Origin of the sequence: Rugosimonospora africana (assembly GCF_016862975.1) — a bacterium.
Lineage (GTDB): Bacteria > Actinomycetota > Actinomycetes > Mycobacteriales > Micromonosporaceae > Rugosimonospora > Rugosimonospora africana.
The window spans coordinates 38517-52117 of sequence record NZ_BONZ01000026.1 but is presented as its reverse complement, the minus strand read 5'-3'; the positions used below and the strand labels follow the sequence as shown (position 1 = coordinate 52117).

At 71.4% G+C, this 13601-nt stretch carries 10 protein-coding genes; 7 read left to right on the top strand and 3 right to left on the bottom strand.

The window, feature by feature from the left end; genetic code table 11:
• Positions 1–185: 185 nt before the first annotated feature.
• Positions 186–2372 carry a beta-galactosidase gene (locus Raf01_RS13610; protein ID WP_203918207.1) on the bottom strand — a complete coding sequence of 729 codons (2187 nt, stop codon included), beginning with the start codon at positions 2370–2372 and terminating at the stop codon, positions 186–188.
• Between the two features lie 160 nt (positions 2373–2532).
• Between Raf01_RS13610 and Raf01_RS13605 the strand changes: the two genes are divergently transcribed.
• The gene (locus Raf01_RS13605; protein ID WP_203918206.1) at positions 2533–3222 is read left to right on the top strand and encodes a FadR/GntR family transcriptional regulator; all 690 of its coding nucleotides are present in this window, start codon (positions 2533–2535) and stop codon (positions 3220–3222) included.
• 208 nt (positions 3223–3430) lie between these two features.
• Positions 3431–4567, top strand: coding sequence for a sialidase family protein (locus tag Raf01_RS13600; RefSeq protein WP_203918205.1), 1137 nt, complete (start codon positions 3431–3433; stop codon positions 4565–4567).
• A 19-nt stretch (positions 4568–4586) separates the two neighbouring features.
• On the opposite strand, the gene Raf01_RS13595 is transcribed toward Raf01_RS13600, so the two are convergent.
• Entirely contained in the window at positions 4587–5372 is a 786-nt protein-coding gene (locus Raf01_RS13595) for a FadR/GntR family transcriptional regulator (protein WP_203918204.1), read from the bottom strand.
• 195 nt (positions 5373–5567) lie between these two features.
• Here Raf01_RS13595 and Raf01_RS13590 point away from each other — a divergent pair, with 195 nt between their 5' ends.
• The 5 genes from Raf01_RS13590 (at position 5568) to Raf01_RS13570 (ending at position 12297) form a co-directional block, all read left to right on the top strand.
• Positions 5568–7184, top strand: a complete 1617-nt coding sequence (locus tag Raf01_RS13590; RefSeq protein WP_239133583.1) for an ABC transporter substrate-binding protein — start codon at positions 5568–5570, stop codon at positions 7182–7184.
• Positions 7185–7284: 100 nt separating this feature from the next.
• Positions 7285–8244, top strand: coding sequence for an ABC transporter permease (locus Raf01_RS13585; RefSeq protein WP_203918202.1), 960 nt, complete (start codon positions 7285–7287; stop codon positions 8242–8244).
• A complete protein-coding gene (locus Raf01_RS13580) occupies positions 8244–10238 on the top strand; it encodes a dipeptide/oligopeptide/nickel ABC transporter permease/ATP-binding protein (RefSeq protein ID WP_203918201.1) in 1995 nt (664 codons plus the stop codon). The genes Raf01_RS13585 and Raf01_RS13580 overlap by 1 nt, the downstream gene beginning before the upstream one ends.
• A complete protein-coding gene (locus tag Raf01_RS13575) occupies positions 10235–11311 on the top strand; it encodes an oligopeptide/dipeptide ABC transporter ATP-binding protein (protein WP_203918200.1) in 1077 nt (358 codons plus the stop codon). Before Raf01_RS13580 ends, Raf01_RS13575 begins: the two co-directional genes overlap by 4 nt.
• Positions 11308–12297, top strand: a complete 990-nt coding sequence (locus tag Raf01_RS13570) for a dihydrodipicolinate synthase family protein (protein ID WP_203918199.1) — start codon at positions 11308–11310, stop codon at positions 12295–12297. The genes Raf01_RS13575 and Raf01_RS13570 overlap by 4 nt, the downstream gene beginning before the upstream one ends.
• A gap of 40 nt (positions 12298–12337) precedes the next feature.
• Here Raf01_RS13570 and ligD read toward each other — a convergent pair whose 3' ends face one another.
• Positions 12338–13279 carry a non-homologous end-joining DNA ligase gene (gene ligD, locus Raf01_RS13565; RefSeq protein ID WP_239133582.1) on the bottom strand — a complete coding sequence of 314 codons (942 nt, stop codon included), beginning with the start codon at positions 13277–13279 and terminating at the stop codon, positions 12338–12340.
• Positions 13280–13601: the final 322 nt, after the last annotated feature.

The following is a 13601-nucleotide window of genomic DNA, read 5'->3' as shown; positions in this document are numbered from 1 at the left end:
GAGGGCCCTGTGGATAACCCGGAAATCGTCCTATCGAGGCCGGCCAAACGCTCCGGCGGTCGGCTGCGCTCAGACAGCGCCACGAGCGCCCGTGCTCACCTCCGCCACCAACCGGCTCCGGCCGCGCTCAGACAGCGCCACGAGCGCCCGTGCTCACCTCCGCCACAAACCGGCTCCGGCTGCGCTCACGCAGTTGGCTGGCGCAGCACCGCGACTCCCCTGGCCGGCAGCGCGACCTGTGCCACCGGCTCGGGCGACTCGCCGAGCAGGTCGACCCCCGGTACCGGCAGGGGAATCCGCGCCGGTTCGCTGCCGTGGTTGAGCAGGAACAGGTACGCGTGGTCGGTACCGTGCCGGATCACCGCCTGTACCCCCGCCGGCAGGCCGGGCAGCACCGGTACGACGCCGGCATCCGCCCGAACCCGGTCGAGCAGCGCGCGCATCGCGTCCGGCTCCGGCCGGGTGCCCAGGTACCACGCCACTCCACGGCCGTACGCGTGCCGAGTGATTGCCGGGCCGCCGGCCAGGTCGCCGTCGGCGAAGGTCGCCACCACCTCGGCGCCCTCGGTCTCGACGCGCTCCGACCAGACGGTGCCCCTGGACCGCCTCCCGGCAACGTCGAGCCCGTCCACGCCGAGACCAGCCGCGCCCAGACCAGCCGAATCCAGGCGAGCCGAGTCGAGCCCGGCCGCACCCACACCAGCCGAATCCAGGCGAGCCGAGTCGAGCCCGGCCGCGCCCAGACCAGCGGCGCCCACACCAGCCGCGCCCAGACCGGTCAGGTCCAGCGCGACCGTGCCGTCCACCGGCAGCGGCCAGAACTCGTCGACCCGCAGCCCGAGCACGTCGCGCAGCGGCGCCGGGTACCCGCCGAGGTGCACGCGTTCGCACTCGTCCACGATGCCGGAGAAGAACGACACCACCAGGTGCCCGCCGCCGGCCACGTACTCGGTCAGCCGTCGCGCGTCGTCTCCGCGCAGCAGGTACAGATTCGGCACCACCACCATCCGGTACCCGGACAGGTCCGCCGAGGGCGGAACCACGTCGCAGCTGATGCCGGCGTCGAACAGCGGCCCGTAGTGCGCCCGGTGCGCTTCCATCAGGTCGAGCACCGCCGGGTGGGCGGCGCCCTCCACGGCCCGCCAGTTGTCCCAGTCGTGCAGCAGGGCGACGTCGACGCGTACCCGGGTGCCGGCGATTTCGGCCGCCGCGGCCAACTCCCGGCCGAGCGCCTGGATCTCCCGGTAGGTGCGGGTGTCGGGTCCGCCGTGCGGAACCATCGCGGAGTGGAACTTCTCCGCTCCCCCGGCCGCTTGGCGCCACTGGAAGAACAGCACCGCGTCGGCTCCCTGCGCGACGGCCTGCCAACTCCACAGCCGCATGACGCCGGCCGGCTTGGGCGCGTTGCGCTCGCGCCAGTTGACCGCGCTCGGCGCCTGCTCCATCAGCAGCCACGGTTGTCCCGAGCGGGCCGCGCGGACCAGGTCGTAGCCGAACGCGGCCTCGACGTGGGCACGCGGGTCGTACGGGTCGGGGTAGCTGTCGAGGCTCACCACGTCCTGCTCGGCGGCCCACCGGTACGAGTCGATCGGCTTGTGAACCAGCCCGATGAAGTTGGTGGTGACCGGGATCCGCGGGCTGTGCCGCCGGAGGATGTCGCGCTCGGTCTGGTAGCAGGCCAGGATCGCGTCGTCGCTGAATCGCGCGAAGTCCAGCAGGTGCGCGGGGTTGCCGAAGGTCGGTGCGGCCCGCGGCGGGTAGATCTCCGCCCAGTCGTCGTAGCGCTGCGACCAGAACGTGGTCGACCAGGCCACGTTGAGCGCGTCGAGGTCGCCGTACCGCTCGCGCAGCCAGCGCCGGAAATCGTCGGCGGAGACGTCGCAGAAACACTGCCGGGTATGGCAGCCGTACTCGTTGCCGATGTGCCACATCGCGAGCGCCGGGTGCTGCGCGTACCGGGTGGCCAGCTGCTCGACCAGCCGCCCGGCGTGCTGTCGGTAGACCGGGCTGGACGGGCAGTAGTGCTGGCGGGCGCCGGGCCACAGCCGGGTACCGTCGGCGCGTTCGGGCAGGATCTGCGGGTACCGGTGGGACAGCCAGGGCGGCGGCGAGGCGGTCATGGTCGCCAGGCTCACCCCGATGCCGGCGCCGGCCAGGTTGTCCATGACCCGGTCGAACCACTCGAAGTCGTACTCACCCTCGCGGGGTTCGACACAGGCCCAGGAGAAGATGCCGACGGTGACCAGCGAGACGCCGGCCTCGACCATCAGCTTCAGGTCCTCGGCCCACACCTCGCGCGGCCATTGCTCCGGGTTGTAGTCGCCGCCGAACAGGATTCTGGGCAGCGTCAGGCCGCCCCCGGGCGCAGTCACGATGAGTGTCTCCTCGACAGGACGTAGGATGTCCTCAGGCCCGAAACTATGGGCGCGTACGCCCCCCGTCAAGTCGGACACGGAGGGTACATTGCGAGCAGCAAATGAGTGAGCCGCGACGTGGGATGTTGCATCGGCGTGCGAGCGAGGGAGGCAGAGCGTGAGCAGACGGGGTGGCGATACCGTTCAGGACCGGATCGTGGCCCTGATCCACGAACGTCGACTCGAACCCGGCGCCCCCATGCCCACCGAGCCGCAGCTAATGGATCTGCTCGGAGCGAGCCGCAACAGCGTGCGCGAGGCCATCCGCGCGCTGCAGGCGCTGGGCATCGTGGAGATCCGGCACGGGTACGGCACGTTCATCGGCCACGCGTCGCTCGACGTGTTGAGCCCGTCGCTCGAGTTCCGCATCCGCACCGGGGCGCAGGGCGGCATCCGCGCGCTGCACGACCTGGTCGAGGTCCGGGAGATTCTGGAGACCGGGCTGATCGCCAAGGTGGCGACCACGACCAGCGCGAGCCGGCTGTCCGCGCTCGACGCGCTGGTCACCGCGCTGCAGACCGACCCGGAGGCGGATCGGGCCTTTCACGCGCTGCTCTACGAGTCGTGCGGCAACGAACTCGTGCTCCAGCTCATCGACCTGTTCTGGCGGGTATATCACCAGGTCGAGTCGGCGGTCGGCGCACCCGCCGAGCGGACCCACGACATCGTGGCCAATCACCGGCGCATCGTCGACGCGCTGCGCGCCCAGGACGCGGCGGGCGCCCAGGACGCGATGCGGCGGCACTTCCGCGACGTCAAGGAGCGCATCGCGCACGCCCAGGCGGCCCAGGAGGGCGCGGCGGCCTGACCGTCGCGCCGATGCGCGGCGGCCCGACCCTCGCACGGAGCGCAGCGGCCTGACCCTCGCGCCGAAGCGCGGCGGCCTGGCCCTCGCACCGAAACGCGGCGGTCATCGCGCACCCTCCACGGTTGCCGGAACCCGCCGCTTGCCCCGATCGGCGCGCGCCGGTTAGCGTTTCGAGACATAGGACGTCCTGCGGCAAGGAGCGCGACGCATGCCGGCGAACGACCGGTACGGGACCTCGGTGCCGTACGTGTCCGGGACCGAGGGGTACGCCGCGTTCCGCATCCCGGCCGTCGTCGCCACCCCGGCCGGCACCCTGCTCGCGTTCGCCGAGGGGCGCCGCGCCGGCCCCGCCGACACCGGTGACATCGACACCGTGGTCCGGCGCTCCACCGACGGCGGGCGCACCTGGGGTCCGCTGCGGGTGGTGGCGGCCGGCGGCGGGGACACCATCGGCAACCCGACTCCGGTGCTCGCCTCGACCGGCCGCGTGGTGCTGCTGACCACCGGCAACGCCGGCACCGCCAGCGAGGCGCAGATCCTGCGCGGCGAGGTGTCGGCCGCGCGGAGCCGGCGCGTCCAGGTGCGGTACGCGGACCACGACGGCACCGCCTGGACCCCGCCCCGGGACATCACCGACGCCGTCAAGCTGGCCGGCTGGCACTGGTACGCGACTGGGCCGGGGCACGCGATCCGGCTGGCGCACGGGCCGCACGCGGGCCGGCTGGTCGCCGCCGCCAACCATTCGGCCGAAGCCGACCCCTCAAGGGAAGCCGAAGCCGACCACGACAGGGAAGCCGACCAACCGACCGGAGCCCGCTACGGCGGGCACTGCCTCTACAGCGACGACGACGGCGCGACCTGGCATGTCGGGTACCGGGCCGACGAGCCCGACGGGTACGTCAACGCGAACGAGACGGCCGTGGCGCAACTGCCCGACGGGCGGCTGTACGTCAACACCCGCAACCAGAACGGCACCGCACCCGGCAACCGCGCCGACGGGTACAGCCGGGACGGCGGGCAGACTCTCGTGGCGCCGCTGTGCCCGCGGGTCGACCTGACCGGCCCGATCGTGCAGGGCAGCCTGCTGGCGCCGAGCGCGCCGGGCGCCCCGCTGCTGTACGCCGGCCCGGCCGACCCGGCCGCGCGGGCCGCGATGACACTGCGGGCCAGCCGGGACGCGGGGGCCACCTGGCGGCCGGTACGCGAGTTGTCCAGGTTGCCGGCGGCGTACTCGGACCTGGTCGAACTCGACGCCGACACCATCGGAGTGCTCTACGAGACCGGGAGCGCCGGCCCGTACGAGGCGATCGCGTTCCAGCGTGTCGACCTGCGCGAGCTGAGCTGAGAGCGCGGCCGTTTCGCGCTCAGCCGCGGGCGAGGCGGGCGAGCCGGGACCGTACCCCGGCGAAGTGCTCCCGCATCGCCTCGGTGGCCGCCGCCCGGTCGCCGGTCAGCACCGCGCGGTAGATGTCCCGGTGGGTACGCGCGACGTCGGCCGGCGACTCGTCCGGGGTACCCAGGTCGTCGCGCAGTTCGTGGTACACCTGCCAGAACGCGCCGAGCAGCTGACCCACCAGCGGATTGCGCAGCGGCCGGTAGAGCAGGTCGTGGAACAGCCGGTCGGTCTCCGGGGAGATTGCCCCCACCGCCGCCTCGGCCCGCATCTGCTCGATGACGTCGCGGATCGGGGCGAGCTGCGCCGGCAGGTCGCCGGAATCCAGGCTGTCGATGAGCCGCAGCACCAGGCCGCTCTCCAGCACCTCCCGGATCTCGATGAGGTGGCCGAGGTGGTTGCGTTCGTCCTGCATCGTCATCCGGCTGTGGAACGCCAGCTCGTCGACGAAGCCGGCCAGCGACATGCGCCCGACGAACATGCCGAAGCCATGGCGGATGTCGACGATGCCGACCGCCTGGAGCACCTTGAGCGCCTCGCGTACCGAGTTGCGACCGATGCCCAGCTCCTCCATGAGCTCGGACTCGGTCGGCAGCGGGTCACCGGCGACCAGTCCCCGCCGCAGGATGATGTCCTTGACCGCCTCCTGCACCTCGGTCGCCCGGCTGGGCCGGCGGCCGGCCACCGGCACTCGCCTTCCCGGCACCCGCCGGCCCGTGTCGTTCCCGGTGCTCCAGCCATCAGGGTGAAATGCCACGGACATCTCCAGGTGATCTGCTCTTGACCGGGGACGGCTCGACCCCTAGCCTCCAACCTTACAGGACATGGGATGTGGGACGTCCAATGTCCGCAGAAAGAGAATCACACCGACCAGTCGAACTCGGACCGCCCGACCGCGACGCCTCGTCCCTCGGCGCCATCGGTGGTCCGACAGATCCCCATAGGAGGCACCGTGAGCGCGCCGGTATCCAGGCTCGCTGTCAGCCGTCGCGACTTCTTGCGCTTCAGCGGCACGGCAGGAGCCGCCGCCGCCATCTCCGCCGCCCTGGCGGCCTGCAGCGGACCCGCCTCGACCAACGGCACCGGGGCCAGCGGGAGCAACGACCTCTTGACCGGTGTCATCGGGTACGGCAACGACCAGAGCTGGGACCCGCTGCTGACCGCGTCGGCCTTCACGATGGCCGCCAACAACCACATCTACGAGGGCCTGGTCGACACCGACCCGCTCACCCGGGCCCCGTACGCGGCGTTGGCCACCGCGCTGCCCGACACCACCGGCACGACCTGGAAGTTCACTTTGCGCTCGGGGGCGAAGTGGCACGACGGGCAGCCGGTCACCATCGACGACGTGCTGTTCACCTACCAGCGCGCGCTCGACAACAAGAACCAGACCCTGGCGTACTCCTTCCTGGCCAGCTGGCTCAAGGAAGTCAAACAGGTCGACGACACCAGCGTCGAGTTCACGCTCAACTACCCGTTCCCGGACGGCCTCGCCCGGCTGACCATCCCGAAGATCATGCCGCGGCACGTGTTCGGCACCCAGGCCGGGCTGGACGCGGCAAAGGGCGGCAAGGCGGTGGGTTCCGGCCCGTACAAGCTGACCGCGCACAACCCGAAGTCCAACAGCGAGTTCGAACGGTTCGACGACTACAACGGGCCGCTGAAGCCGACCATCAAGAAGATGAACTGGCTGTCCATTGTGGACGCTTCGGCCCGCGTCGCGAAGATCTCCGGCAACAGCGCCGGCGCGCAGCTGTCCGACAACGTGCCGTACGCGAACATCGACCAGCTGAGCAAGGGCGGCCTGACGGTCGAGGGCGGCAAGGGCATGAACCACATGTTCCTGATGTTCAACACCAAGCAGAAGCCGTTCGACGACGTACGCGTGCGCCAGGCCATGTTCTACGCCATCGACACCCAGAAGATGATCGAAGTCGCGTTGAAGGGCCACGGCACCGCGGCCTCCAGCTTCCTCAACCACGAGAACCCGTCGTACGCCCAGGCGTCGACCGTCTACACCTACGACCCCAACAAGGCGAAGCAATTGCTGGCCGCCGCGGGTGTGACGAACCTGTCGATCACGTTGATGGCGGTCAACGTCAGCTGGATCGTGGACTGCCTGCCCACGCTGGCCAACTCCTGGGAGGCGGTCGGCATCAAGACCACGCTGGCGCCGCAGGACACCAGCGCGCTGTTCACGAAGATGGACCAGTCGCAGTCGTACCAGGTGGTGGCGGCCGCCTCGAACCCGAACCAGTTCGGCCTCGACTGCGACCTGATCCTGCGGTACAACTACACCGCGAACGGCACCTGGATGAAGTACACCAAGTGGGACGCGTCCACCGAGGCCAAGCAGATCTTCTCGCTCATGGACCAGGCTGCCGCCCAGCCCGACAAGACCCAGAAACTGGCGCTGGAGCACCAGTACCTGGACCTCATCGCCCAGCAGGCGGTGCTGTACCCGGTGGTACACACCGAGCTGATGACCGCGTGGAACCCGAAGAAGCTCAGCGGCATCCAGGCGCTGCCCTACCCGGGATACAACCTGCTCAAGGCGAAGTTCGCCTGACGACCCCTGTCGCGCGCGGCGCCGGATCCTCACCCGGCGCCGCGCCGGCCGGCCGTAGTGCCCCGTCCACCCGCTCACCCACTCATCCAGGAGGCACCTCGTGGCAGTGGTCCTCAGAATGCTGGTGCGCCGCGTACTCCTGCTGATCCCGCTGCTGCTGGGCGTCATCCTGTTCGTCTTCATCATCATGCGGTTCTCCACCAGCAAGCCGGAGTACGCGTACTTCGAGGGCCAGAACCCGACGCCGCAGCAGATCCACCAGTTCCAGGTGAGCAACGGCCTGCTCGACCCGCTGCCGGTACGGTACGTGCGGTTCGTCGGCCAGTTGCTGCACGGCGACATGGGTACCAGCGTGCTCACCCACGCACCGGTGCTGAAGTCGGTGACCACGGCGCTGCCGCTCACCCTCCAGCTGACCTTCCTCGGCCTGCTCGTCGCCGTGGTACTGGCGGTCATCTTCGGCGTGACCGCGGCGCTGTTCCGGGACCGGTGGCCCGATCAGCTCATCCGGGTGGTGTCGCTGGTCGGCGTCGCCGCACCCGGATTCTGGCTCGCGCTGCTGATGATCCAGTATTTGGCCGTCGACCAAGGGTGGTTCCCCACCAGCGGGTACGTCAATCCGGCCGACTCGTTCAGCGGCTGGTTGCGTTCGATGGCGCTGCCCGCGCTGTCGCTGTCGCTGCCGGTGGCCGCCCAGCTCACCCGGATCATCCGCACCTCGATGGTCGAGGAGCTGGACAAGGACTACGTGCGCACGGCGATCGGCAGCGGACTGCATCCGGTCGTCGTGGTCGGTCGCAACGTGCTGCGCAACGCGCTGATCAACCCGTTGACCGTGCTCGGCCTGCGGGTCGGGTACCTGCTGGGCGGCGCGGTGGTGACCGAGACCATCTACTCGCTGCCCGGCATGGGCCAGCTGATGATCACCGCGGTCAAGGACGGCGACCCCGCCGTCGTCCAGGGCGTCGTGCTCACCATCGCGACCGGCTTCGTGGTGGTCAACCTCGTCGTCGACGTGTTGTACCTGCTGGTCAATCCCCGACTCAGGAGCGCCACCTGATGCGCAGCGGACTCGCGAAACGACTGTCCCGGCCGGGCATCCGGTTCCGGCGGCTGAACCTGCCCTCGTGGATCGCCCTGATCGTCATCGCGGTGATCGTGCTGGCCGCGATCCTCGCCCCGCTACTGGCCCCCCACTCCCCCTACGTTCAGGAGCCCTCCGGGGGAGGGCCGAGCCTCGCGCACTGGATGGGCCTGGACAGCGCCAACCGGGACATCTTCAGCCGGCTGCTCTACGGCGCCCGCTGGTCACTGATCATCGGCCTCGGCGCCACCGGCCTCGCGCTGGTCTCCGGCGCCGTCATCGGCTCGGTCGCGTCGACCTCCCACAAAGCGGTCGACGAGGTCATCATGCGGATCCTGGACGTCATCATGGCGTTCCCGGGCATCGCGCTGGCCGCCGTCCTGGTCGCGGTGTTCGGCGGCAGCATCCCGGTGCTGGTGTTCGCGATCGCCTTCCTGAACCTGCCGCCCATGGCCCGGGTCGTACGGGCGAACGTGCTGGCCCAGTACGGCGAGGACTACGTGGCGGCCGAGCGCGTCATCGGCGCGCGTACCCGGCACATCCTGGTGCGCCACGTGGCCGTCAACTGCGCCGCGCCGATCCTGGTGTACGCCACCATCACGGTGGCCGACGCGATCGTCTTCGAGGCGTCGTTGTCGTTCATCGGCGCCGGGGTGCGCCCGCCCGAGGCGTCCTGGGGCAGCGTCATCGCCGACGGCAGGAACATGGTGCTGCTCGGCGGCTGGTGGGCCACGGTGTTCCCGGGCCTGCTGATCCTGCTCACCGTGCTGTCGCTGAACATTCTCGCCGAAGGCATCTCGGACGCCTGGGCCGCACCGGCCGCCCGGCGCCCCGGTACCGCCAAGAAGGAAGACCAGGTTGACGCGCTGGAGCAGGCCACGCCCGGGTCCGGGGAGATCACCGAACTGCCCGGCCTGATCGACGCGGCGCAGCGGCTCGCTGAACGTGCCCGGCCGCTGCCGCAGGGCGAACCGGTCCTGCGGGTCACGAACCTGGCCATCGGCTTCGCCGACCGGCACGACGGGGTGGACATCGTCGACGGCATCAGCTTCGAGGTGCGCCCCGGCGAGGTGCTCGGCCTGGTCGGCGAGTCCGGCTCGGGCAAGTCGCTGACCGCGCTGACCGTCATGGGCCTGCAACCGCGGGGCGCCCGGGTGCGCGGCGAGATCCAGTTCGCCGGCCGCGACCTGCTGACGCTGTCCCGGTCGGCGCGCCGGCGGCTGCTCGGCCACGAGATGGCGATGGTGTACCAGGACGCGCTGTCCTCGCTGAACCCGGCGATGACCATCAAGGCCCAACTGAAGCAGGTGGTCCGGGCCGGCGGCCGGCGCAGCCCGGCCGAACTGCTGGAGCTGGTGGGCCTCGACCCGGCGCGGACCCTCTCGTCGTACCCGCACGAGCTGTCCGGCGGGCAGCGCCAGCGAGTGCTGATCGCGATGGCCCTGTCCCGCGACCCGAAGCTCATCATCGCCGACGAGCCGACGACGGCGCTGGACGTGACCGTCCAGGCGCAGGTGATCCAGTTGCTCCTGCGGCTGCGCGCCGAGCTGGGCTTCGCGCTCATCCTGGTCTCGCACGACCTGGCGCTGGTCGCCGACGTGACCGACCGGGTACTGGTGATGTACGGCGGCCAGATCGTCGAGTCCGGCTTGACCGCGGCACTGGTCGGAGCACCCGCCCACCACTACGCGCGCGGCCTGCTCGGCTCGGTGCTGTCCCTGGAGGCGGGCGCCGAGCGGCTGACCCAGATCCGGGGCGTGGTACCCGCGCCGGCCGACTTCCCCAGCGGCTGCCGGTTCGCCGACCGATGCCCGATGGCCACCGAGATCTGCCGGCGGGAGCAGCCGGTGCTCGAGGGCCAGGGCCGGTACCACTCGGTGGCCTGCCACCACCCGGCGCTGGAGATCCCGGCACCGGCCGTCGCCGCCGGCCCGGGTACCGCGCCGGCCGCACCAGCGGAGGCACGATGACCGCGATCGAGGATGGCGTACCGGCCGCGTCGCCGGCGGTGGCCGCACCGACCCTGGCCCAGCTCGAGGACATCCACGTGGTGTACCGGGCCCGCAGCGGCGGGCTGCTACGGCGCGACCACGTCTACGCGCTGACCGGGGCCGACCTCAGCGTGGCCGCCGGGCAGACCGTCGGGATCGTGGGCGAGTCGGGCTGCGGCAAGTCCACCCTGGCCAAGGTGCTCGTCGGCCTGCAACGACCGACCTCGGGCACGGTCCGCTTCGACGGCCGGGACGTCACGGCGATGTCCCGCTCGCAGCGGCGGCGCACCATCGGGAAGACCGTCGGGATGGTCTTCCAGGATCCGTCCACGGCGCTCAACCGCCGGCTGCCCATCCGCCAGGTGCTGCGCGATCCCCTGGACGTGCACGGGGTCGGCACCGGACGGGAGCGCGAGGCCCGGGTACGCGAGCTGCTCGACCTGGTCGGCCTGCCGGCGAGCGTTGCCGACGTGCTGCCCAGCCAGGTGTCGGGTGGCCAGCGCCAGCGGGTCGCGATCGGCCGGGCGTTGGCGCTGCAGCCGCGGCTGCTGATCGCCGACGAGCCGACCAGTGCGCTGGACGTGTCGGTACGCGCCCAGATCCTGAACCTGCTGCTGGACCTCAAGCAGCAGCTGGGCCTCGCGATGGTGTTCGTGTCGCACGACATCCAGACGGTACGGCGAATGAGCGACCGGGTCGTCACCATGTACCTGGGCCGGATCGTGGAGCAGGCACCGGCCCACGCGGTACCGGCGCACGCCCGCCACCCGTACACCCGGGCGCTGTTCTCGGCCACGCCGGGGCTGCTCTCGCCGATCGACCCGATCCCGTTGGTGGGGCCCGTTCCGCCGGCCACCCACCCGCCCTCGGGCTGCCCGTTCCGCACCCGGTGCTGGCGCGCCGACGACCGCTGCGCCGAGCAGCTGCCGGGTACGACCGACGACCCGACCGAGGTCAGCGGCGGTGCGGACCACCAGTACCGATGCCATCACCCGGTCGAGGCCGGCACCACCGACCTCGACCTGATCAGCCAAGCGCAGGAGCGTCGATGAGTGTTGTTCCAGTAAACCCGCCGCTTGACCGCGACGCCTCGTTCCTCGGCGCCGCTGACGGCGGGAAGGTAACCCTGTCCGGCGTCATCCCCCCGGTGTGCACGCCACTCACGCCCGACTTCGAGGTCGACACCGGATCCCTGACCCGGTTGGTGGACCACCTGCTGGACGGCGGCGTGGACGGGTTGTTCGTGCTGGGTTCCTCGTCCGAGGCGGCGTTCCTGCCGGACCGGCACCGCCGTACCGTGCTGGACACCGTGCTGCGCCACGTGGCGGGTCAGGTGCCGGTGCTCGCCGGCGTCATCGACATGACCGCACCGCGGGTGCTCAGCCACGTCGAGGCCGCGCTGGACGCGGGCGCCGGCGGGATCGTCGCGACCGCGCCGTTCTACACGCGTACCCACCCGGCCGAGATCGCGGTGCACTTCCGGACGATCGCGAAGCGCGCCGGAGTTCCGCTGTACGCGTACGACCTGCCGGTGTCGGTGCACACGAAGCTGGACGCGTCGCTGCTGCTGGACCTGGCCGCCGAGGGAGTGCTCGCCGGGCTGAAGGACTCCAGCGGCGACGACGGCGGGCTGCGCCGGGTGATCCTCGGCCGGCGGAACCGTGACCTGCCCTCGTTCGCGGTGCTGACCGGTTCGGAGCTGACCGTGGACGCGGCCCTGTGGATGGGCGCGGACGGGGTGGTACCCGGGCTGGGAAACGTCGATCCGCACGGGTACGTGCGCCTGTACCGGGCGGCGAAGCGCGGCGACTGGGCGGCGGCCCGGGACGAGCAGGAGCGCCTGTTCCGGCTGTTCGACCTGGTACGCGTGGGCGGGCCGAGGATGGGGGGCAGTTCCTCGGCGCTGGGCGCCTTCAAGGCGGCGCTGCACCTGCGCGGCATCATCGCGTACCCGACGACGGCCCTGCCGCAGATCGCGCTGGACTCCGAGGAGATCGCCCGGGTCGGCAAGTACCTGGCCGACGCCGCCCTCATCTGAGGCGGCGCCGGCCGGCGGCCGCGGTGCCGGCTCGGGTCGGCTACCGGAGCAGGTCCCGCCTGGCCTCCCCCGGCTCGCGGTCGGGCCGCAGCCCGCGCCAGGACGGGTGCCGCAGGCGGCCGTCCGGGGTGAGCGTGCGGTAGGCGACCTCGCCGACCAACCGGGGCTCGACCCAGTGCGCGTCGCGGGCGTGCTCACGCGGCACCTGCTCGGCGAACGGCGAGGAGGACCGGTGCAGCGGGCGCAGCGCGCCGGCGAGGTCGCGCAGCATCTCGCCGGTGAAGCCGGTGCCGACGTGCCCGACGAACGCCAGGGTCCCGGCCCGGTCGTACGCGCCCAGCAGCAGTGAGCCGATCATTCCTTGTCGTCGCCCGCCGCCGGCCTTCCAGCCGGCGATGACGACCTCGACCGTCGTGTTGAGCGGAGTCTTGATCCAGGCCCGGGAGCGGGCACCGGGACGGTACGCGGAGTCGAGCCGCTTCGCGACGACACCCTCCAGTCCCAGGTCGGCGGCGGCGCGCAGGAGATCCCGGCCGGCGTCGTCGGCCCAGTACGGCGGCGTCGTGGCCACCCCGTCGTCCAGGCCGAGCTCCGCCAGTTGCTCGCGCCGCCACTCGTACGGCTCGTCGAGGACCGGCCGGCCGCCCAGGTGCAGTACGTCGAACAGGTACAGGCGCACCGGTACCCGCGCCAGCAGGCCCGCACTGGGCGCCTGGACGTGCATGCGTTGCTGGAGAAGGCTGAAGCTCGGCACGCCCCGGTCGTCGAGCGCCAGGATCTCGCCGTCGAACACCACCCGCCGCTTGGGAAACCGGCCAAGCAGGGTGCGCAGCTCCGGGTAGCTCGGCGTGACGTCCCGATCGTTGCGGGACGCGACGCGCAGCTTCCCCGCGTCGAGGTAGACGACCGCGCGCACGCCGTCCCACTTGAACTCGTACCCCCAGCCGGGCGGGTCGGGCACCTCGCCGAGGGTGGCCAGCATGGGGCGGATCAGCGGTAACGACCCTGCCCCCATACCCGACCATGGCACAGGCGCGGAGGCGCCGATCATCGAACGGAGCACTCCGGGCACTCCAGCGGCGGGCGGGACCGGCAGGCGGGCCGCAACGGCGACAAACCGCCCAGGCCAAGGCCCGGGCTCAGGCCCGGGTCCGCCTTCGCCGCCCGGCGCTCACCTCGCTGCCGGAGAGAGCCGGATCCGCGGTGTGTTCCGGGATACCCGAGAGATGATCGCGTGTGGTTCCTAGTCCGGGGCTCGGTACCGTTGGGCGCAGACGAATCCGAACCCCGGAAGGACGGACCGA

Excerpts from the sequence above, each read along its gene's own strand:
- Raf01_RS13600 (WP_203918205.1), top strand. The coding sequence starts at position 3,431 with ATGCCGGCGAACGACCGGTACGGGACCTCGGTGCCGTACGTGTCCGGG.
- Raf01_RS13580 (WP_203918201.1), top strand. The coding sequence starts at position 8,244 with ATGCGCAGCGGACTCGCGAAACGACTGTCCCGGCCGGGCATCCGGTTC.
- Raf01_RS13575 (WP_203918200.1), top strand. The coding sequence starts at position 10,235 with ATGACCGCGATCGAGGATGGCGTACCGGCCGCGTCGCCGGCGGTGGCC.
- Raf01_RS13570 (WP_203918199.1), top strand. The coding sequence starts at position 11,308 with ATGAGTGTTGTTCCAGTAAACCCGCCGCTTGACCGCGACGCCTCGTTC.
- ligD (WP_239133582.1), bottom strand. The coding sequence starts at position 13,279 with ATGCTGGCCACCCTCGGCGAGGTGCCCGACCCGCCCGGCTGGGGGTAC.